The sequence below is a fragment of the uncultured Cocleimonas sp. genome (assembly GCF_947495625.1).
GTDB lineage: Bacteria > Pseudomonadota > Gammaproteobacteria > Thiotrichales > Thiotrichaceae > Cocleimonas.
In genome coordinates, this window is record NZ_CANLZW010000008.1 from 98078 (window position 1) to 119343 (window position 21266).

The window sequence follows — 21266 nt, forward strand, 5'->3', positions numbered from 1 at the left end:
GAACAGTTCATTGCTGCTAGTATATTATTAATTTAACTTAGATCAATTTAAATGAGATTGAATTTAATTAGCAAGGCTTAACTAAATTTAACTACTAACGATAAAAAATCTTCACTATGAATAAAAGCAACCCATACGGTGTCGCATCGAATACAACAGAAAAACAAGCCGTTAATTATGCTCCTGTAAAAAATAATACATTAGCTATCACTACTTTGATTCTAGGTATTTTATCGATCTTTCTATCATTATTTACCGCATTACCAGGAGTTATCACAGGTCATATGGCTTTATCAAAAATAAAAAAAGCACCTAATGATAATGATGGAAAGGGTATGGCAATTACTGGTCTGGTTTTAAGTTATATATTCCTAATTTTAGCTTTGCTCATCATTTTCACATTGATTTATATGTCTATTGCTGTGCCAGGCTTTAAAGAGTCAATAACAGAAGGTTATAGCGAAGGACTTCAACAAGGTATGCAACATTGAAGCATTTCTTTAAGGCTATGATAAAAAAGTGCCTAAAAGTAGGGGGGTGTGTTTTATAACTATTACATTAGTTATTACACTATCGTTTTAAATGGATACACTAAACAGCTTCTTGAATAATGATTTAACGGCTTTTCAGTTGATGGCTATTGCTGCCATCTTTATCTGGACTGGTTTTGTAAGAACAGGAATAGGTTTTGGTGGAGCTGCACTAGGTTTACCTTTATTGCTTTTAGTCGATGATAAACCGTTAGTTTTCCTCCCTATCATTGGTACACATTTATTGATATTCACCACTTTTACGGTGGCGACAAGAATCAAAGATGTAAATTGGCCAGTTGTAGGAAAGTCCATGTCGATAATTATAGTTCCTAAAATACTGGGGCTCATTGGTCTTTTAAGTTTGCCGAATTACTGGCTGATTATAATTGTGTTCAGCATTACGCTTTTTTATGGGACAACCTGGTTATTCAATTACACCATACGCAGTCAGTCAAAAACTGTAGATGTAGCATTACTGTCTTTGGGTGGTTATATTAGTGGCACGTCATTAACCGGCGCGCCACTGATTGTTGCTGTACTGGCGCGTTATGTGAATAAAATTCAGTTACGAGAAACACTGTCTGTGCTGTGGATTATTCTAGTTACCTTTAAAATGACGGCCTTCATTGTTTATGATGTAGAACTACAATGGCAATTTAGTCTAATTCTGATACCTTTTGTGGCAATAGGGCACTTGATAGGATTGCGTGCTCATGACTATTTTATTAATTCTGATAGCAATACTTTCCACCGTGTTTTGGGTATTGCACTCATCGTTATTTCAAGTACTGGATTGATCAAACACATTTTTTAAGGACATTAACTAAGGTTGTAACTATAAAAAACTCATGACTGAAAAAGATAATTTTATATCGATACACCACATTAGCTTCATCATTTCCAACCTTGAGAATTCTCTTGAATTTTACGCGAGCGTTTTAGGTTTAGAAATCGATGAAAGCCGTCCAGAATTATCTTTTGGTGGCTATTGGCTAACTATCAATGACACGCAACAAATTCATTTATTATTAGTGAATAACGTTGATCCTAAAGAAAGACCTGAGCATGGTGGACGAGATAGACATGCTGCTTTTAAAGTGAGGGACCTTTCCAGTATAGCGTTGCGTCTGAATGACAATAATATTTCGTATACAATTAGCAAGTCAGGGCGAAAAGCACTTTTTGTAAGAGATCCTGATGGAAATACTCTGGAACTCATGCAGTGAAACAAAATACAACATCAGAACAGCAGATTCTTCCCATAGAATCAACTTTCAAAGAACGCTTCAAAGGTAAGTTCTACGGCGTATTACAGTGGAAGCAATTAGATCATATATGGGATGTGGTTAAATCAGATAAAGCAGATAGTTGGTTTATTTATGAAGTTAATTTAACTCCACCAAGTTCGACCATTAAACAACAAGATATAGCTTTAGAAATTGACAAAATCGATCACTACTTAAGAAAAGAACACAATGAAGACTATTGTGGGATTGTTTATGCAGATGATTTAGAGTCACCTGAATTTATCAAAGTGTTTGATCCGAAAAGTTTAGGCTCGTCATGCAGTATTGCAAAGACGCCACCCTTACCAAAATGGATAATCAGCAAGGTTAAGCCACAAGATCTGACGCTAGCAAAAGAACAAACCAATAAACCGAAACGCTGGCTAGGAAATTTATTTTCAAAATAATGCCTAAATTGCACTATTGATTCGATCTGCCACGTAGACACTTGTAATTCTTTTCGAGTAGAATACCCAACATTATATTATAGTATTTTTACCGGGATGTTGTTCTTCAGGGAGCACCATCCCGTTTTGTGTGTAAGCAATTTATAGCATTGTATTTTTGAAACCCCTTTCTTTAATACAAGGCAAAGTGGAGGCAGCTTGAATAAGAAGGCAATCCTAATTCTTGAAGATGGAAGTAAGTTTCATGGCAAGTCTATAGGTTACGATGGTAGCAATGTCGGAGAGGTAGTTTTCAATACTGCAATGACGGGATATCAAGAAATATTGACTGACCCATCTTATGCAAGTCAAATGGTTACTTTGACTTATCCTCATATTGGTAACACTGGAATCAACAAAGAAGATGAAGAAGCTGATACCATTTTTGCTACAGGTTTAATCGTAAAAGACGTACCGAGATTAGTCAGCAATTGGCGTTCAGAAGAATCTTTACCAGACTATTTAAAGCGCAAAGAAGTCGTCGCTATAGCAGATATAGACACTCGTAGACTTACACGCATTCTTCGCGAGAAAGGCGCACAACGTGGCTGTATAATCGCTGGTGATCTTGATGATAACAGCGCTGCTGAAGCTGCAAAACACATAGAATCATTTGCTGGTCTTAAAGGGGCTGATCTAGCTAAAGTTGTATCGACTAAAACAGCTTATGACTGGAACGAAGGTACTTGGGATCTTGATCCTGAAATTAACAAGACTAAAGTTCTCGCTAAAGCAGACGCTGACTACAAAGTCGTTGCTTATGACTTTGGTGTTAAGAAAAATATTCTACGCATGTTGGTTGATCGCGGTTGTGACGTAACCGTTGTGCCTGCACAAACGCCAGCTGCTGATGTGTTGGCGATGAATCCTGATGGCGTGTTTTTATCAAACGGTCCGGGTGATCCTGAGCCATGTGATTATGCTATCGAAGCGATCACAACTATCTTAAATAAGAAAGTGCCTACTTTTGGTATTTGTTTAGGTCATCAGCTACTTGGTTTAGCGAGTGGCGCAAAAACCGTTAAAATGAAGTTTGGTCATCACGGTGCAAATCATCCTGTACAAGACTTATCTACAATGAAAGTAATGATCACCAGTCAAAATCATGGTTTCGCGGTCGATGAAGAAACACTACCTGCGAATCTTGAAGCAACACATCGTTCTCTGTTTGATAAAAGCTTACAAGGTGTTCGTCGTACAGACTGTCCTGCATACAGTTTCCAGGGACACCCAGAAGCAAGTCCAGGCCCACATGATATAGCTCCAATCTTTGATGATTTTATTGCTTTAATGAAGGAGGCTAAATAATGCCTAAGCGTACCGACATAAAAAGCATCCTAATTATTGGTGCTGGCCCAATCGTCATTGGTCAAGCGTGTGAGTTTGATTACTCTGGCGCACAAGCGTGTAAAGCGCTCCGTGAAGAGGGTTACCGAGTTATCTTGGTTAACTCTAATCCTGCAACCATCATGACTGACCCTGAAATGGCAGATGCGATTTACATCGAGCCTATAAGATGGCAAACCGTCGAAAAGATCATCGAGAAAGAACGTCCTGATGTTCTATTGCCTACAATGGGCGGTCAGACCGCTCTTAACTGTGCATTAGATCTAGACAAACATGGCGTATTAGAAAAGTACGGCATCGAAATGATCGGCGCGAAGAAAGAAGCCATCGATATGGCGGAAGATCGTGAGAAATTCCGTGTCGCAATGGATGAGATCGGTCTTAACTCGGCTCGCTCTGGTGTTGCGCACAGTATGGAAGAGGCTAAGCAAGTTCAGTCTGGCTTAGGTTTCCCAACGATCATTCGTCCATCATTCACCATGGGTGGTTCTGGTGGTGGTATTGCTTACAATATGGATGAGTTTGTTGAAATCGTAACACGCGGTTTGGACTTTTCACCAACTACCGAAGTATTGCTTGAAGAGTCGCTATTAGGCTGGAAAGAATACGAGATGGAAGTGGTTCGTGACCACGCGGATAACTGCATTATCATTTGTGCGATTGAAAACCTTGATCCAATGGGAATTCACACGGGCGATTCGATTACAGTAGCACCAGCACAAACGCTCACTGATAAAGAATACCAAATCATGAGAGATGCCTCGCTTGCGATTTTACGCAAGATAGGTGTTGAAACGGGAGGGTCGAACGTACAAATGTCGATCAATCCAAAAGATGGCCGTATGGTTATCATTGAGATGAATCCACGTGTATCACGTTCATCTGCATTAGCATCGAAAGCGACTGGTTTCCCTATTGCTAAAATAGCGGCTAAATTGGCTGTTGGTTTCACATTAGACGAATTGCAAAACGATATTACAGGTGGAGCAACGCCAGCATCATTCGAGCCTAGTATCGATTATGTTGTTACTAAGATTCCACGTTTTACGTTTGAAAAATTCCCGAAAGCGGATAGCCGTTTAACCACACAAATGAAATCTGTTGGTGAAGTAATGGCGATTGGCCGTACTTTCCAGGAATCTTTCCAGAAAGCGCTTCGTGGTCTTGAAACTGATATCGATGGTTTGGACGAGAAGGTTGACCTTTCTGCTCCAGATGCGAAAGATGAATTACGTCGTGAATTAAGTTCGGCTGGTCCTGAGCGTATTCTATACGTTGCCGATGCTTTCCGTTACGGCATGACACAAGAAGACTTATTTGAATTGACCTCAATTGATCCTTGGTTCTTAGATCAGATTGAAGAGTTAATCGAATTAGAAACATCAGTAAAAGGAAGAGCGACTAGCAGCATCGAAAAAGATGAAATGTTCGAGCTGAAACGTAAAGGTTTCTCTGATCGTCGCTTGGCTAAATTGTTAAATGTAAAAGAAGACGAAGTTCGTAAATCTCGTCAGAGTATGGATATTCGCCCTATTTACAAGCGTGTTGATACATGTGCGGCGGAGTTCTCGACAGATACCGCTTATATGTATTCTAGTTACGATGAAGAATGTGAAGCAAAACCAAGTAACAAAGACAAGATAATGATTTTGGGCGGGGGTCCAAATCGTATCGGTCAAGGTATCGAATTTGACTATTGTTGTGTACATGCTGCTTTAGCAATGCGAGATGATGGTTATGAAACAATCATGGTTAACTGTAACCCTGAGACTGTTTCTACTGATTACGACACATCAGATAGACTCTATTTTGAGCCGCTCACACTTGAAGATGTTCTCGAAATTGTTGACCTTGAAAAGCCAAAAGGTGTAATCGTTCAATACGGTGGTCAAACTCCACTGAAATTGGCAGAAGCTCTTGAAGCTAACGGCACACCAATTATTGGTACAAGTCCAGATTCAATCGACTTGGCAGAAGACCGTGAACGCTTCCAGGAAATGATCAACAGATTAGGTTTAAAACAGCCGCCAAATCGTACGGCTACTGAAGTAGAAGAGGGTGTTCGTTTAGCTGAAGAAGTAGGGTATCCATTAGTTGTTCGTCCATCTTATGTATTAGGTGGTCGTGGAATGGAAATCGTCCATAACGAAGAAGATCTTCGTAACTACTTACAAACTGCAGTTAATGTATCGAATGACTCGCCTGTATTATTGGATCGATTCCTGGATGATGCGATTGAAGTGGATGTTGATGCTATTTGTGACGGTAAAGATGTTTTAATCGGCGGCATCATGCAACATATCGAACAGGCGGGTGTTCACTCAGGTGACTCGGCATGTTCATTACCTCCATACTCTTTAAGTGAAGAAATTCAAGATAAGCTACGCGAGCAGTCTCGTGAAATGGCATTAGCACTTAATGTTGTTGGTTTAATGAATGTACAGTTCGCGATTAAGGGCGATGATGTTTATGTGCTTGAAGTTAATCCTCGTGCATCAAGAACGGTTCCTTACGTATCAAAAGCAACTGGTAGACCACTTGCGAAAGTAGCAGCACGCTGTATGGCGGGGATTTCATTAGCCGATCAAGGCATGACAGAAGAGATTATTCCTGAGCATTTCTCTGTGAAAGAAGCGGTATTCCCTTTCATTAAATTCCCTGGCGTTGATCCCATTCTTGGTCCTGAAATGAAGTCAACTGGCGAAGTGATGGGTGTTGGCAAAACCTTTGCTGAAGCATTTTGGAAATCACAGTACGGTGCGAGTATAGAGTTCCCCGAAAAAGGCGGAACAGCATTCTTGAGTGTTCGTGAAAATGACCGCGTGGCAGTTTTAGAAGTGGCTAAATTATTAAATGAGCTTAACTTTAAACTAGTCGCAACACGTGGTACTGCTAGAACTTTGGTAGAAGCAGGTTTTGAATGTAAGACCATAAACAAGGTTCGTGAAGGCCGCCCAAATATTGTTGATTTGGTTAAAAATGAACAAGTTAATTTAATCGTAAATACCACGGAAGGTAAAAAAGCGATTGAAGATTCATTTGAAATCAGACGCGAAGCATTACAAGGTAAGGTTACCTATGCTACAACCATTACTGGCGCCTGGGCATTATGTCAGGCGATGACACATGTTGATGAAGAACAAGTCTATAAATTACAAGACTTGCACTAGAACTTCATAGAATACATAAACTTAATAAAACCAAGAAATAAGGTATAAAGGAATTTCCACATGGATAGACCTCCAGTCACAAGCGTTGGTGCTGATCGCTTAAAAGAAGAACTTAATGTTCTTAAAACAGTAACCCGTCCTCAAATTGTTGAAGCTATTGCTACAGCAAGAGAACACGGTGATTTAAAAGAAAATGCCGAATATCATGCTGCCAGAGAGCAGCAGAGTTTTGCAGAAGGTCGTATACAAGAGCTAGAATCTGTACTCTCAACTGCTCAAATTATAGATATCACTACTTTAGGCGTTGAAGGCCGTGTCGTTTTCGGTGCAACGGTAGAGCTAGAAGATCTTGATACTGAAGAGACTGTAACGTACCAAATAGTAGGAGACGTTGAAGCAGACATTAAACGAAATCTTATTGCAGTTTCATCACCCATTGCCAGAGCATTAATTGGTAAAGAAGAAGGTGATGTTGCAACGGTTAAAGCACCAAAAGGAATTCGTGAATACGAAATTGTTGATATTAAATATATTTAAACAATTTAGTCAGTCTTTTAAATAATCTAATAGCATTCTCGCTTCTACATAATAAATGGTTAGAGATGCATACGTATCTCTAACTATTTAACAGGCTCTAATAATAAATGACATCCACAACAACAATAATAGATTTACTTCGCCACGGTGAAGTTGAAAATGATGCAGTTTTTTGCGGCAGTACTGACGATGTGCTTACTGATAATGGCTGGCAACAAATGGTCAAGTCTTTAGAGAACAAAGGAGAATGGGATTTAATTGTCTCTGCCTCTCTAGAGCGCTGTCAGGAATTTTCAGAACTCATCGCTAAAGAAGATGATATCGATATAGAAGTCGATGAAAGCATGAATGAGATGGATTTTGGTCTATGGGAAGGATTAAGCCCAGAACAAATCATGCACGAGGAAGGCGAACTCCTCAATTCATGGTGGCAATCACCTACTAAAATTGTTCCTCCTGAAGGTGAAGACTTCCACGTATTTCAAGCGCGTGTCTTAGCTTACTTCAAACATGTTGTTGACAATAACCAGGGAAAACGCATTCTATTCGTAAGCGATACAGGTCCCATTCGATTAATCATCATGTATATTTTAGGCATGCAGGATGAAAATATTTTCAGACTGAATGTAGATTATGCGTGCTTTTCTCGTCTTCATATTTATCATGATGAAGTAGGTGAAAGAGGGTGCTTGATCCAGCACGGATAGTTCTAGATAATTTTCCTTTATACAGATCTATTTCTATAGAGTTTTAAGAATAAACACACCCCCCTACTTATAGGCACTTTTTTAAAGTGCCTTCATTCAATATCTATAAGTCTAAAGGTTTAGACCGAGTCTATCGGTCATCTAGCACTACCTAACTAGTTTTGCTAGATTTTAGCCATTGTTTAACCGTAGGTACAAAGATAAGCAGTTTCTTGCTTTACCACGACATCAAAAGAACTGTTTGCTTCTACATCAAAAGATTCTCCCGCTCCAAATGTTTTTGACTCAGTAGCGTCTTTAAAAGTAATTTCTAAAGCACCTGTGATGACAGTCATGGTTTCTTTATCAGCGGTATTGAAAACATATTCTCCGACTGACATAACACCTACAGAAGCTGGAAGCGATTCCGTTTTATAAGCAATTGACTTAACTTTTCCATCGAAATATTCATTTACGTTTAACATTAATGCGTCTCTTTTATTTATCTATTAAAAAAAACGTCAAAGTTTATCAGAGTAGTGATTTAAACCAGAGAATTTATGCAAAACTATCCACGTTGAAGGTAAGAATCTGTATACTTTGCTGCAATTAAATTTAAATAATATTCTTAAGCTTAGTGAGACATATATGACAATTAAACGAATAGGCCATCGATTTACTGATGCAGCGAGTGGCAAGACTTTAGATACCTGGTTTCCGCGTTCTAATAAAGAAATCGCAAGAAGCTGTTTAGCATTAAAAGTTGGCATGTTAAAAAGTGATTTTGTAGAAGTTGAGATTGAATCATTAGACGATGCACCTAAATCAGTCGAAGAAGCTTACCTACGTTTACATTTATTATCTGAATGTGAAGTTAAACCAAACAGCCTGAATCTTGATGGCGTTTTCGGTTTACTCGCGAATGTTGCATGGACTTCAGCAGGACCGGTTTTACCAAGTGAAGTTGAAAATCTACGTGGCTTGATCGCAGAAGAAAATCATCAACTAAATGTAACTTCAATAGATAAGTTCCCGCGCATGACGGATTACGTAATACCCGAAGGTGTTCGTATCGGTAATGCTGACCGAGTACGTCTGGGTGCACATTTAGCATCAGGCACAACTGTTATGCATGAAGGCTTTGTTAACTTCAATTCAGGCACATTGGGTGATTCCATGGTTGAAGGTCGCATTAGTGCTGGCGTTATTGTGGGTGAAAATTCTGATATTGGCGGTGGCGCTTCTATTATGGGAACGCTATCTGGTGGCGGTAAGCAGGTAGTATCGATGGGCAAAAGAAACCTATTGGGTGCAAACGCCGGCTTAGGTATTTCTTTGGGCGATGACTGCATTGTAGAGTCTGGACTATATTTAACAGCAGGTACAAAAGTAAAAACTCCTGATGGAGAGATTGTTTCTGCGCGCGATTTATCGGGTCAGTCTGGTCTATTGTTTAGAAGAAATAGTCAGACCGGTGCAGTAGAAGCTATTGTTAGTGATTCATCTGTGTGGGGCGGTTTAAATAGTAGTCTACATAGTAATGACTAATTTACTCCACTAAAAAACAGGTCGGCTCTGCATAAATTTTATTTACGTTTTTAAAAAACTAAAACGAACCGAGATTTATCGAGACAAAAGCATTGTTGTTTAATGCTGACCCGAAGGAAAGGCGTAGCCGCATAAATATCATTCAGCCGAAGCGTAGCGGAGACCATGTCGAAGTATAACGACGACTACTCGAAGAGTGAGGTTTGAAAAACCTCATATAAGTAGGGGGGTGACCTTTTAATAGAACTAAAAGGTCATTTCTCTAGTAATAAAAAAGCGCTCATATTTGAGCGCTTTTTTATTGGTTTTAGCATTGTTATCATCGCTATTAAGTCCGATTATTTAGCCTTGATAAAATCTCGTAAACGTTCAGCGCCTTCAATACACTCTTCAATAGTAGCAACCAAGGCCATACGGATTCTGTTTTCACCCGGGTTGATGCCGTCAACATTTCTCGCCAAATAACTTCCGGGGACCACTTTCAGGTTTTGCTGTGCGTATACATCGCGTGTAAAGATTTCATCATTCATCTTCACGTCTGGCCACAGATAAAATCCAGCTTCTGGTTTATCTACTTCCATCACTTGTTGAAGAATCCCCAGTACTGCATCAAATTTTGCACGATATTGATCCCTGTTTTCTTTCACGTGCTGCTCATCATTCCAGGCCGCAATGCTGGCCATTTGAATAGGTTGAGACATCGCGCAACCATGATAGGTACGAAATAACAAAAACTTCTTTAATATCTCAGCATCGCCTGCGACAAAACCAGAACGTAATCCGGGGGCATTAGAACGTTTAGAAAGACTATGAAAAACAACGCAGCGTTTAAAGTCGTGATTGCCTGTTTTAGCCGCCACTTCTAACAATCCTACTGGTGGCTTTGATTCGTCAAAATAAATTTCGGAATAACATTCATCGCTGGCAATAATAAAGTCATGCTTTTCTGCTAATGCGATCAACTGCTCAATTTGTTCAGCATCAATGACTGAGCCCGTTGGATTCCCTGGGCTGCATAAATACAGTAACTGACAGTCATCCCACTGTGCAGCTGTAACCGCTGAAAAATCAGGAGAGAAATTTGTTTCTTTGGTACATGAAAGAAACACCGGTTTTGCACCAGCTAGAAAAGCCGCACCTTCGTAGATTTGATAGAACGGATTCGGCATTAGAACAGAAGCGTTGGACTTTGTTGTATCTACAACTGCCTGTGCAAAAGCAAATAAAGCTTCACGGGTGCCATTAACCGGAATGATATTTTTATCTTCTTTTAAATGACTATCGTCAAGATGAAAACGTTGAATCAGCCAGTTCTTAATCGACTCTCTTAACTCTGTAGATCCAGCCGTGAGCGGGTAATTTGAGAAGCCAGCCAGATTATCTTGAACCGCGTCTAAAATGATATCTGGTGTTTTATGTTTAGGCTCACCAATGGCAAATGAAAGCAGATTTTTATCTGCTGGTTCTACGCCCTCGTAGAGCTCTGCAATTTTTTGAAAAGGATAAGGGTGTAATTTATTTAGATTAGGATTCATCAGAAAATATTAAGCTATTTATCAGGTCGGTTAGTATATTGTTAATTGAAATGATATTCACGCGATAGTCAAAATTAGTGTTTTTTAATCAAATAATTGGCAAAAAATGGTCTATAAGTAGGGGGGTGACCATTAACAATATTAATACTATTATTAGAAACATAAGAATTAATCATCTGTATTTAAATTTAAGTGATGAACTTTGCGGCTCTAGCTTGACTCTTTTGCTCAAGCAAACTAAAAACCGTATAGGCATATGACCTCAACTAGGAATTTATTCAATGACAGAAAACGTAGACAACAATAATAATAAAAACATACAACAAGAAACATTATTCGACGGTGATAATGCAGTTTATCTTGAAATGCTTTTTGAAAGTTATTTACAAGATCCTAATACTGTAAGTGAAGGATGGAGAAGATATTTTTCTGATTTACCTGTTCCCGCTGATTTTACTAATGGTGCAAGTCACTCAGAGATGCGTGAGCAATTTAGTAGAAAAAAACTCCATACATTACATGCGAGTTCAGCTACATCAGCAAACTATGGTGAAATCGAAACAGAACGTCAGCAAGTTCATGTACTCCAACTGATTAACAATTACCGAGCTTTAGGTCATTTAGTGGCTTACACAAATCCACTGAGAGGAGATGAAGTTCTTGCTAATCTCCCTGAGTTAACTTTACAAAACTTCGGTTTGGATAAAGTTGATAAAAATACGGTTTTTGATCCTGGAACTTTCCAGATGAAAGAAAAACCAACACTCGATAATATATTCCGTGCTTTAAGACATACCTATACCGAAAGTATTGGTATCGAGTATATGCATATTCTCGATACAGAAGAGAAGCGCTGGATTCAAAGCAGAATTGAACCTTGTGAAGCTCGTCCTGATTTTAATAACGACAAGAAATGTGAATTACTTGATGACTTGGTTGCCTCTGAGACACTTGAGCGTTATTTACATAAAAAGTACGTTGGTCAAAAAAGATTCTCACTGGAAGGTGGAGAGTCTTTAATTCCCATGCTGAATGAGATCATTCATCACTCCGCTAAACAAAATACGCGTGAAATCGTTTTAGCGATGGCTCATCGTGGTCGCTTGAATGTACTCATCAATGTTATGGGTAAATCACCTGAAGAACTATTCAGTGAATTTGAAGGCAAAAAAGTAGAAGCGCTTTCAGCTGGTGACGTTAAATATCATCAAGGTTTCTCATGCGACATTGAAACCAGTCATGATCCAATGCATTTGACACTGGCATTTAACCCATCTCACTTAGAGATTGTTTCTCCGGTAGCTTGTGGTTCTGTTAGAGCCAGACAAGAACGCAGATCAGAAAGAGAAGATGATCATAACGGTAAAGTAATCGCTGTATGTATACATGGTGATGCGGCATTTGCGGGGCAGGGCGTGGTTATGGAGTCTTTCAATATGTCTCAAACCCGCGGCTATACGATTGACGGCACGATTCATATCGTAGTGAACAATCAAATTGGTTTTACTACCAGTCAACAATTCGACAGTAGAAGTACTTACTATGCAACGGATGTTGCAAAGATGGTGAATGCACCGATTCTTCATGTGAATGGAGATGATCCTGAAGCAGTAGCTTATGCGGCTCAGGTTGCTCTTGACTACCGTTTACAATTCAACAAAGACGTTGTTATAGATTTAGTGTGTTATCGCCGTCACGGCCATAATGAGGCGGATGAGCCAGCAATGACTCAGCCAGTTATGTATTCTGCCATCCGTAGCAAAAAAACGACTCAAGAACTTTATGCCGCAAAATTAGTTAATGAAGGTTTATTGTCTGAAAACCAAGCTGCAGAAAAGATCAATGAATACAAAGATAAACTTGCTGCAGGCAAACCAGCGGTTGAAACGTTAAGTTATAGCAGTGTGCCTCCACACTTAATCGTCAACTGGCAAACCTATATTGGTAGAGAATGGACGGATAAAGCGGATACGCGTTTTGATCTTAAAACCATGCAATCCATGGTTAAACGTTTTCATGATGTGCCAGATCATATGGTTATTCATCGCCAGATAAGAAAGATTTTAGATCAGCGTAATGAAATGGCTGAAGGTAAACGTCCTGTCGATTGGGGAATGGGTGAAACTTTAGCTTATGCCACACTGGTTAGTGAAGGTTACGATATTCGAATAAGTGGTCAGGATAGTGGTCGTGGTACGTTCTCTCATCGTCATGCAGTACTTCATAACCAGGAAAAAAGACAGGCTTGGGTTCCTTTAAAACATGTTGCTGATAATCAAGGTCGATTCACTGTTATTGACTCTGTTCTCTCTGAAGAAGCTGTTCTTGCTTTTGAATATGGTTTCGCTACTACTTCTCCTAACACCTTAAATATCTGGGAAGCACAATTTGGTGACTTCGTGAATGGTGCGCAGGTTGTTATTGACCAGTTCATTAGTTCAGGTGAGCAAAAATGGGGTCGCTTATGCGGTCTGGTTATGTTTTTACCACATGGCTATGAAGGTATGGGAGCAGAACATTCATCTGCTCGCTTAGAACGTTTCATGCAGCTTTGTGCTGAAGATAATATGCAGGTATGTGTGCCAAGTACACCGGCTCAAACATTCCACATGTTACGTCGACAAATGCTTAGACCGTATCGTCGTCCGCTAATCGTAATGACTCCCAAGAGTTTATTACGTAATCCTGCTGCTGTAAGCACCATGGAAGAGTTGGCTGAAGGTAATTTCAAAACTATTATTGACGACGCTAGATTCTCTCAATCTAAACAAGATGTAGAGCGCGCAGTTATGTGTAGCGGTAAAGTCTATTACGATCTTCTGGCTAAATCTGAGGAAGAGAATGTTAAGAACATTCCTTTGATTCGCTTAGAGCAACTTTATCCGCATCCAGAAAAGTTAATGAAGAAGATTCTGGAATCTTATCCTAATTTGAAAGAACTGGTTTGGTGTCAGGAAGAGCCACGCAATCAGGGAGCATGGGATAGCGCGAAACATAGATTCAGAAAATTTGAAGATCAATATGAAGTAACGTGTGTGAGTAGACCTAGTGCAGCAGCACCAGCCGTAGGATCGCATAAAGTTCACGTTCAACAACAAAACGAATTAGTACAACAAGCACTTAAATTAGAGACAAAATAAATGACTATAGAAATCAGAGTACCACAATTACCAGAGTCAGTGAGTGACGCTAGCATTGCTGCATGGGTTGTTAAAGTAGGGGATTCAGTAACTGAAGACCAAAACATTTTAGAACTTGAGACGGACAAAGTTGTATTAGAAGTTCCTGCTCCAGCTTCAGGCGTTATCCTTGAGTTAAGTGTTGAAGAAGGAGATACCGTTTTAGCGGGAGATTTGTTGGGTAAAATTGATGAGACTGCTACCGCAGCACCTGCAGCAGAAGCTACCGCTGAAGCAAGTGCTCCAGCGTCTGGTGATGCTGCAAATGCGAGCCCTTCTGTTAGAAAGACAATGGCAGAGAATGATATATCAGGATCTGATGTTGCTGGCAGTGGTAAGAACGGCCGCATCCTGAAAGGTGATGTTGAGAATCATCTACAAAAACCAGCTGCTGCCGCAGCGCCTGCTAAAACAGCACCTAAAATTGAAACTATGCTTAACACGGAAGGCCGTGAAGAGCGTCGTGTTCCAATGACACGTTTACGTGCAAAAATTGCTGAAAGACTTTTAGATGCTCAACAAACTGCAGCAATATTGACGACGTTCAACGAAGTTGATTTAACTGAAGTTATGAGATTACGTAAGAAGTATCAAGATCGCTTTACTAAAGTTCATGATATTAAATTAGGCTTTATGTCTTTCTTCATCAAAGCGGCTACTGAAGCATTAAAACGTTACCCAGAAGTTAATGCAAAAATTGATGATGGCGATATCATCTATCAAGGTTTTTACGATATAGGTGTGGCAGTATCATCTGAGCGTGGACTTGTTGTTCCAATTATTCGTAATACCGATGGCATGGGTAATGCAGACATAGAAAAAGCGATTGCAGACTACGCTACACGTGCCCGTAGTGGTCATTTAGAGCTAAACGAACTAACAGGTGGAACATTCTCTATCACTAATGGTGGTACTTTTGGTTCAATGCTTTCAACACCAATATTGAATCCACCACAAAGCGCGATTCTTGGAATGCACAATATTCAGCAACGTCCTATGGCTATCAATGGCCAAGTTGAAATTCGCCCAATGATGTATCTTGCGCTTTCTTATGATCACCGCTTAATTGATGGTCAGGCTGCTGTTAGCTTCCTGGTAAAAATCAAGGAACTACTAGAAGATCCAGCTATCTTGTTCTTAGAGCTATAATAGCTCTGAATTAAATAGCAAGAGTGTCAGTCATGACACGCGGTCTAGTATTTATGCGACTAATTAATTAAGTCATATAAAATACGACCAAAAGTAGGGGGGTGTGTTTACACCTCCCTTTTTTTATTTACTGATATCTTATTTATGTATTTATGTATTTATGTATTTATGTATTTATGAATAACTAATACTGAACTGCGAAATTAATCTTATTTAAAGAGCCATTAGTCAATCTAACAACTCTAGGATTTTCTGACTGAATAATTGATCCTGTGGGTAAACTAGCCGCATCAATTTTTACTATAAAATTTCTGGAAAGTTTAGGATTAATCTTATTATCTGGAATGTGATATCTACCGTAACCATCTGTTTCTAAAAGCAAACCTGACACTGTCGCAAGTCTGACTCCTGGTATGCCATATTCATTCGTATCTTGAATGCCATTATTGTTTTCGTCATGAAATACTTTTCCAATGATCGTAGCGTTGTCAAAGTCATGTTTTGTTTCCATCGCTCCAGAAGGACTAAAGATTACAGGTAAAACCACAAAACAAATTGAGATAGGCAACGTTTTAAACTTTTTTCTCACAGAATTTAAAACTTTGCTTTTCGTTATCTGTTTTCTTTTCTGGGCTTGAGTATTTGTTTTTATATTGTTGACTGATCTCATTCTAGATTCCTTTCTAGTGATTCACTGGTATTTATATTAATTAATAGCTATTAACATTTTATAAATATACCTTTCGTCAAAAATAGATCTTTAAATTAAACGGATCTAGTCACCAAACTACTAACAGTATTAGAGTGAAGATAGTCGGTATTTTCGTAATTTCAGAAAATTCACTGTCATTAGTTTAAAACGCAAAGTTATCAATATTTTACGAGTAAATTGCTAAATAAATACCCATTCATCTAGTAATCACTTACGTATAGATAAGAATTGTTTAATATGGAATTCGCATGACTTAATATAATCACAGTATGTAACGTTTAAGTCGCAATTAATTGTTTCAATATGAATTATGAGGCAAATGATAGCTCAGTGATTATCGTAACTAATACTAAATTAATTAGTAATAATTTACGTTTTAGTTTTCGTAACAAATAAAGTAATAATAAATTTAAATTTTAAGGTTAACAATAAATGTCAGTTCTTACAAAGCAGACGAATAATACTCATTTACAGCCAATTGATGGGAAAATATTAACAGTTCCTGCTTCGCAGCATACGGCACCTATGCTGGAAGCCCCCAAAGAAATGTCATTGCGTGATATTTTCGGAATACTTCGTCGTCGTAAATTTACTATATTGTTAACTCTCCTGACTACACTGGCTTTAGCCCTATTGTATACTTTTTCGATCAAGCCTAGTTACCGCGCAAATGCGATTATTCAAATTGAAAGGGAAGGTACTGAAATTGTAAATTTCGGTAACACACAACAAACAGCAGGTTATTCAGAAAACGATCCTTTTTTCAGAACCCGTTACGAAATGTTACGTGGTCGTGTCATTGCTCAAAGAGTCATTGATGATCTTGATTTAAAAAGTAGTCTTGTGCCAAAACAGACTAAAGAACCAACATTCTCTTTATCAGGTCTTAAGAAAGCTATAGGACTTGGCGGTGAAAAGAAACAAGTTACAACCGGTGCAGCAGCAATTGACTACACTGCTATTTTTCTTAAAAACCTTTTTGTTCAACCTATAGGTGGTACGCATTTAGTAGAAGTATTTTATGAAGCGCCTTCACCAGATGAAGCCAAGGCTATCGTTTCTAGCTTATTGGATAATTTCATTAAGTTACAGATTGAATCAAAAAGCGAGACAGGCGAATACGCTAAAGAGTTCCTGGCTAAACAACTCATTGATGCTGGAGATCGTTTGCGATCTGCAGAACAAACGCTGGTTGAATATGCAAACAACAACGGTATTTTAGGTGTTGACGAAAATCAAACAAGACAAGTTAAAAAATTAGAAAATCTTGATAATGCCTTGGTTCAAGCAGAAATTCGTCGCATCGAAGCAGAAAGCTTATACCTCCAAATGAAAAGGGCTGGTAGCGTTTCAACAGTCTTAACAAACCCTGTCATCACCAGTTTAAAAGCTAGATTGGTTCAGTTGGAAGGTGATTACCAGGAAATGCTTAAAACCTTTAAGCCGAATTACCCTGATATGAAACGTTTACAACAGCAAATTAATTCTGCCAGAGGTAAATTGCAAAAAGAGATGGTTAATATTCAAGGTTCTATGGAAGCGGATTACAAAGCGGCCAAGAGACAAGAAGATAAAATCAGAACTCAACTTGGTCAATTCAACACTACTATGCGCAACCTTCAAGACAGCGGTGTTGATTACAATAATTTAAAGCGTGAAGTTGAAAGTAGCAGTAAAGTTTACAATAGTTTGTTGCAACGTTTAGAAGAAGTAAACGTTTCTTCAGCGGCCAATACCAGCAGCATCAGTATTGTAGAACCAGCAATATTACCGGTTTCAAAATATCGTCCAAAACCAAAAATGAATATGATGCTTGGATTACTTTCTGGATTAATCCTTGGATTGGCTTTTGCTTTCTTACGTGAGTCTCTTGATCAAAGCATTAAGACATCTGATGATCTTGAAAAAGTGACAGGTCTTCCTGTTTTAGGAATGATTCCTCGTGTGACTAAATCTTCGATGAAAAAGCAACTGGATTTAATTGCACATAAAGTTCCTCATTCGCCCGCAGCAGAAGCCTATAGAATTCTCGCAACTAATATCCGTTTAATGTTCAAAAATGAAGCGGATCATGTCATGTTGATAACTAGTGTTCATTCTGGTGAAGGAAAGAGTACAACCGCTTCAAATATTGCATGTTCATATGCTCAAATGGGTAAAAAAGTATTATTGGTAGATGCAGACATAAGAAATGCGTCATTACATAAAAAACTTAATATGAGCAATAAAAGAGGACTTAGTCATTACTTAAAAGGTGAGAGCGATCTTGTAGGCATTACTCAACCAGTAAAAAGTATTCCAGGCTTATATGCAATTACGGCTGGAGAATATGAACTTGATCCGGTGAGTTTATTGAGTCATGAAAGAATGTCTTATTTAACCACTCAGGGGTCAACTATCTTTGATTACGTTATTATTGATGCTCCACCAATTACTGGTTTTGCAGATACGCTTGTGTTGTCTTCATTGGCAACATCTACACTAATCGTCGCGCAAGAAGATAATTTAGATGCTCGTACTATTAAAAATATATTGGGACAATTAAGGCGTGTTAAAAACAATGTGTCAGGTTTTTTACTTGTTAATGTGAAAAATCCAAGTGTGAATGCAAAATACTATTCTAAATATCATTCTAAAAACAAAAAGAAAGCTTTGCTTGAGAATAAGAAATTAAAGTACGCCTAACAGCTATGATCATATAGTGTTATTTCAGCAATAAGCTTTTTAATAATGTATAGATAATTAACTATCTATACATTAACTAAATAATTGGTAGAATTAGCGAATGCTATTTCTTAAGCCAATATTTAGGACTGTTTTTTTATCAATAATTCTTGCGTTATTGATAATATATTTAGGGATAAAATATCATTGGAGTGACTATTTAAAAGCGGATGAATCAAGTAAAGTCAGCTCTCTAGAAATTCCACCACTGAGTAAGAATAATTTACCTTCCCAAAAAACCACAATTCAAAACTCAGTAAAACCTGAAGTTTTCGTACCGGAAATTATCCCTTTAAATCATAACAATGACCTGATCTCTAGCATGAATAAAGATCAGGTAGAAATGCATTGTAAATCCTTGTTAAGTAAATCAATTAAAAACGATGATCAGCTAAATCTGGCTGTTGTGAACTGTATGGTAAGCAATTATCAAGAGCCACTACAGACAATCAGAGAAACAAGCATCATGCAAAAGAGAGAGAAGTTTCGTCAAACCTGCCAGAAACAATTTGCTAATAATAAAAAATATTCCAACATAGAAATACAGCTGTTAATTGGAATTTGTACTTCCGATATAGTTACTCAATAGATTATTCTAAATAAGAAATATCTGCTAAAACCTGAGCATGAACATCTTTATTGTTACAAGCTAGAACAGACCTAGTTTCAAGGTTAAGTTCATTTCCTGATAAATCCGTAAATATGCCTCCAGCCTCTCTGACAATAACAGCCAACGCAGCTATATCAAGGATATTGACATCAGACTCTAGTACGATATCTATTTTGCCACTTGCTAATAAATGGTAATGATAAAAATCACCATAACCTCTGATTCGATTAACATTAGCGACTAAATTACCTACGTTACTCCACTGAATACTTTTGGCAATTGATGCAATATTACCGAGGGAAAGTGTAGAGCCTTTAATCGTATCAATATCACTTACTGTGATTTTTTCACCGTTTAACCAGGCACCTTTGCCTTTCTCTGCATACGCCATTTCTTTGAATTCTGGGCTGTTAGAAACACCTAGTATTAACTCGCCATTTCTCATTAATGCGATTTGTGTTGAGAAGAAAGGGTAACGACGCACAAAGCTTTTAGTGCCGTCTATAGGGTCAATTAACCAGTTATACTCTGCATCTTCATTTACCTTACCGGTCTCTTCACCAAAAAATCCATGATCCGGGAATGCATCCAGGATTATTTTTTTAATGGTTTTTTCTGTTTCGATATCTGCAATCGTAACGGGAGTTTCATCCGGTTTGATTTCAATTTCAAAGTCTCCAGCGTAATATTTGTTAATGATTTCTTGTGCGGCTTGGGCGGCTTCTAAGGCTGTTTTAAGAAATGGACTCATGTTGAAAACATCATAGTGTTATAATAAAGCGATTATTATACTGTTTTTATCATTAGTTAATATCAATCTTGGTTAATATCAATAATTATTATAATCGCTGAAAACTCCAAGATAAGTGAAACCAACTGGAAATAAAATATGGCTAGCGATATCGACATCATTGAAAGCTTTCTGGATGCTTTATGGTCAGAAAGAGGATTAAGCAATAATACCCTGGCTGCTTACGGGCGTGATTTAAAAGCATTATCCATATGGCTAGTATCAAAACAAAATAACTTATTATCAGCTAATCATTCGCTGTTATTAGAATACATCGCAAATCGTATCAATAAAGGCAGTAAAACGACCAGCGTAGCCAGAGTAATCTCAACTTTAAGACGTTTTTATCGATATCAATTAAGAGAAAGAAATATCGAAGAAGACCCGACGGCTTTGATTGAATTACCAAAGTTAGGTAAGCCACTACCAAGTACATTGACTGAGACAGAAATAGAGTTATTGTTGAATGCTCCTTTGATAGAAGACCCTTTAGGGCTTAGAGATAGGGCAATGCTCGAGCTTATCTATGCGACTGGTTTACGAGTTTCTGAGCTTGTTTCCTTACGTTATAATCAATTAAGTTTACAACAAGGTGTTGTCAGGGTAATCGGCAAAGGAAACAAAGAAAGACTAGTTCCTATGGGAGATGAAGCAGTTATATGGATAACGAAATATTTAGCTGAATCCAGAGGAGATTTAATGACTGGTAAAGGCGTTTGCGATCAGCTATTTGTCACACGAAGAGGCTCTGGAATGACCCGTCAGGCATTCTGGTATCTCATTAAAAGATATGCTCAACAGTCTGGAATTAAACAAAAACTATCGCCTCACACTTTAAGACATGCATTTGCGACACATTTATTGAACCATGGAGCAGATTTGAGGGTCGTACAGTTATTGTTGGGTCATAGTGATTTATCAACGACACAGATTTACACGCATGTTGCTAAAGCACGTTTGCAATCGATTCATCAAAAACATCATCCTCGTGGATAGTGATTAAATTATATTTAA

The 21266-nt window shown here is 38.3% G+C and carries 18 protein-coding genes; 14 read left to right on the forward strand and 4 right to left on the reverse strand.

Translation table 11 applies throughout. The features are described 5' to 3' along the window. The first annotated feature begins 116 nt into the window (after positions 1–116). From Q1A31_RS06400 to Q1A31_RS06435, 8 genes are all read left to right on the forward strand, one after another. Positions 117–491, forward strand: coding sequence for a DUF4190 domain-containing protein (locus tag Q1A31_RS06400; RefSeq protein WP_299873978.1), 375 nt, complete (start codon positions 117–119; stop codon positions 489–491). Between the two features lie 91 nt (positions 492–582). Then, a complete protein-coding gene (locus tag Q1A31_RS06405; RefSeq protein ID WP_299873980.1) occupies positions 583–1347 on the forward strand; it encodes a TSUP family transporter in 765 nt (254 codons plus the stop codon). A 34-nt stretch (positions 1348–1381) separates the two neighbouring features. Next, positions 1382–1759 (forward strand): VOC family protein, encoded by a 378-nt coding sequence (locus Q1A31_RS06410; protein ID WP_299873982.1) that lies wholly within the window; start codon positions 1382–1384, stop codon positions 1757–1759. Next, positions 1756–2226, forward strand: coding sequence for a hypothetical protein (locus Q1A31_RS06415; RefSeq protein WP_299873985.1), 471 nt, complete (start codon positions 1756–1758; stop codon positions 2224–2226). Before Q1A31_RS06410 ends, Q1A31_RS06415 begins: the two co-directional genes overlap by 4 nt. 198 nt (positions 2227–2424) lie before the next feature. After that, positions 2425–3573 carry a glutamine-hydrolyzing carbamoyl-phosphate synthase small subunit gene (carA, locus tag Q1A31_RS06420; protein WP_299873988.1) on the forward strand — a complete coding sequence of 383 codons (1149 nt, stop codon included), beginning with the start codon at positions 2425–2427 and terminating at the stop codon, positions 3571–3573. Continuing rightward, positions 3573–6782 (forward strand): carbamoyl-phosphate synthase large subunit, encoded by a 3210-nt coding sequence (gene carB / locus Q1A31_RS06425; RefSeq protein WP_299873991.1) that lies wholly within the window; start codon positions 3573–3575, stop codon positions 6780–6782. Before carA ends, carB begins: the two co-directional genes overlap by 1 nt. A gap of 60 nt (positions 6783–6842) precedes the next feature. Continuing rightward, positions 6843–7319 (forward strand): transcription elongation factor GreA, encoded by a 477-nt coding sequence (greA, locus tag Q1A31_RS06430; RefSeq protein WP_299873994.1) that lies wholly within the window; start codon positions 6843–6845, stop codon positions 7317–7319. 107 nt (positions 7320–7426) lie between these two features. Further along, the gene (locus Q1A31_RS06435; RefSeq protein WP_299873997.1) at positions 7427–8026 is read left to right on the forward strand and encodes a histidine phosphatase family protein; all 600 of its coding nucleotides are present in this window, start codon (positions 7427–7429) and stop codon (positions 8024–8026) included. A gap of 182 nt (positions 8027–8208) precedes the next feature. Here the strand turns inward: Q1A31_RS06435 and Q1A31_RS06440 are convergent, their stop codons facing one another. Beyond that, positions 8209–8490, reverse strand: coding sequence for a pyrimidine/purine nucleoside phosphorylase (locus Q1A31_RS06440; protein WP_299873999.1), 282 nt, complete (start codon positions 8488–8490; stop codon positions 8209–8211). A 163-nt stretch (positions 8491–8653) separates the two neighbouring features. On the opposite strand from Q1A31_RS06440, the gene Q1A31_RS06445 reads away from it, so the two are divergent. Then, positions 8654–9553, forward strand: coding sequence for a tetrahydrodipicolinate N-succinyltransferase N-terminal domain-containing protein (locus tag Q1A31_RS06445; protein WP_299874002.1), 900 nt, complete (start codon positions 8654–8656; stop codon positions 9551–9553). Between the two features lie 338 nt (positions 9554–9891). Here Q1A31_RS06445 and dapC read toward each other — a convergent pair whose 3' ends face one another. After that, positions 9892–11088, reverse strand: a complete 1197-nt coding sequence (dapC, locus tag Q1A31_RS06450; RefSeq protein ID WP_299874005.1) for a succinyldiaminopimelate transaminase — start codon at positions 11086–11088, stop codon at positions 9892–9894. A gap of 281 nt (positions 11089–11369) precedes the next feature. On the opposite strand from dapC, the gene Q1A31_RS06455 reads away from it, so the two are divergent. Both Q1A31_RS06455 and odhB read left to right on the forward strand, forming a co-directional pair. Next, positions 11370–14228, forward strand: coding sequence for a 2-oxoglutarate dehydrogenase E1 component (locus Q1A31_RS06455; protein ID WP_299874007.1), 2859 nt, complete (start codon positions 11370–11372; stop codon positions 14226–14228). Continuing rightward, a complete protein-coding gene (odhB, locus tag Q1A31_RS06460; protein ID WP_299874010.1) occupies positions 14229–15416 on the forward strand; it encodes a 2-oxoglutarate dehydrogenase complex dihydrolipoyllysine-residue succinyltransferase in 1188 nt (395 codons plus the stop codon). Positions 15417–15600: 184 nt separating this feature from the next. On the opposite strand, the gene Q1A31_RS06465 is transcribed toward odhB, so the two are convergent. Beyond that, positions 15601–16086, reverse strand: coding sequence for a hypothetical protein (locus Q1A31_RS06465; RefSeq protein ID WP_299874013.1), 486 nt, complete (start codon positions 16084–16086; stop codon positions 15601–15603). A 474-nt stretch (positions 16087–16560) separates the two neighbouring features. Between Q1A31_RS06465 and Q1A31_RS06470 the strand changes: the two genes are divergently transcribed. Then, entirely contained in the window at positions 16561–18813 is a 2253-nt protein-coding gene (locus Q1A31_RS06470) for a polysaccharide biosynthesis tyrosine autokinase (protein WP_299874016.1), read from the forward strand. Positions 18814–18913: 100 nt separating this feature from the next. Then, the gene (locus Q1A31_RS06475; RefSeq protein WP_299874019.1) at positions 18914–19441 is read left to right on the forward strand and encodes a hypothetical protein; all 528 of its coding nucleotides are present in this window, start codon (positions 18914–18916) and stop codon (positions 19439–19441) included. 1 nt (position 19442) lies between these two features. Here the strand turns inward: Q1A31_RS06475 and Q1A31_RS06480 are convergent, their stop codons facing one another. After that, positions 19443–20213, reverse strand: coding sequence for an inositol monophosphatase family protein (locus Q1A31_RS06480; RefSeq protein WP_299874021.1), 771 nt, complete (start codon positions 20211–20213; stop codon positions 19443–19445). A 138-nt stretch (positions 20214–20351) separates the two neighbouring features. On the opposite strand from Q1A31_RS06480, the gene xerD reads away from it, so the two are divergent. Further along, complete coding sequence (gene xerD / locus Q1A31_RS06485) at positions 20352–21248, forward strand: site-specific tyrosine recombinase XerD (protein ID WP_299874024.1); 897 nt, start codon at positions 20352–20354, stop codon at positions 21246–21248. Positions 21249–21266 lie beyond the last annotated feature (18 nt).

Coding starts and splice junctions, on each gene's coding strand:
- Q1A31_RS06400 (WP_299873978.1), top strand. CDS start 117: ATGAATAAAAGCAACCCATACGGTGTCGCATCGAATACAACAGAAAAA.
- Q1A31_RS06405 (WP_299873980.1), top strand. CDS start 583: ATGGATACACTAAACAGCTTCTTGAATAATGATTTAACGGCTTTTCAG.
- Q1A31_RS06410 (WP_299873982.1), top strand. CDS start 1,382: ATGACTGAAAAAGATAATTTTATATCGATACACCACATTAGCTTCATC.
- carB (WP_299873991.1), top strand. CDS start 3,573: ATGCCTAAGCGTACCGACATAAAAAGCATCCTAATTATTGGTGCTGGC.
- greA (WP_299873994.1), top strand. CDS start 6,843: ATGGATAGACCTCCAGTCACAAGCGTTGGTGCTGATCGCTTAAAAGAA.
- Q1A31_RS06435 (WP_299873997.1), top strand. CDS start 7,427: ATGACATCCACAACAACAATAATAGATTTACTTCGCCACGGTGAAGTT.
- Q1A31_RS06440 (WP_299873999.1), bottom strand. CDS start 8,490: ATGTTAAACGTAAATGAATATTTCGATGGAAAAGTTAAGTCAATTGCT.
- Q1A31_RS06445 (WP_299874002.1), top strand. CDS start 8,654: ATGACAATTAAACGAATAGGCCATCGATTTACTGATGCAGCGAGTGGC.
- dapC (WP_299874005.1), bottom strand. CDS start 11,088: ATGAATCCTAATCTAAATAAATTACACCCTTATCCTTTTCAAAAAATT.
- Q1A31_RS06455 (WP_299874007.1), top strand. CDS start 11,370: ATGACAGAAAACGTAGACAACAATAATAATAAAAACATACAACAAGAA.
- odhB (WP_299874010.1), top strand. CDS start 14,229: ATGACTATAGAAATCAGAGTACCACAATTACCAGAGTCAGTGAGTGAC.
- Q1A31_RS06465 (WP_299874013.1), bottom strand. CDS start 16,086: ATGAGATCAGTCAACAATATAAAAACAAATACTCAAGCCCAGAAAAGA.
- Q1A31_RS06470 (WP_299874016.1), top strand. CDS start 16,561: ATGTCAGTTCTTACAAAGCAGACGAATAATACTCATTTACAGCCAATT.
- Q1A31_RS06475 (WP_299874019.1), top strand. CDS start 18,914: ATGCTATTTCTTAAGCCAATATTTAGGACTGTTTTTTTATCAATAATT.
- Q1A31_RS06480 (WP_299874021.1), bottom strand. CDS start 20,213: ATGAGTCCATTTCTTAAAACAGCCTTAGAAGCCGCCCAAGCCGCACAA.
- xerD (WP_299874024.1), top strand. CDS start 20,352: ATGGCTAGCGATATCGACATCATTGAAAGCTTTCTGGATGCTTTATGG.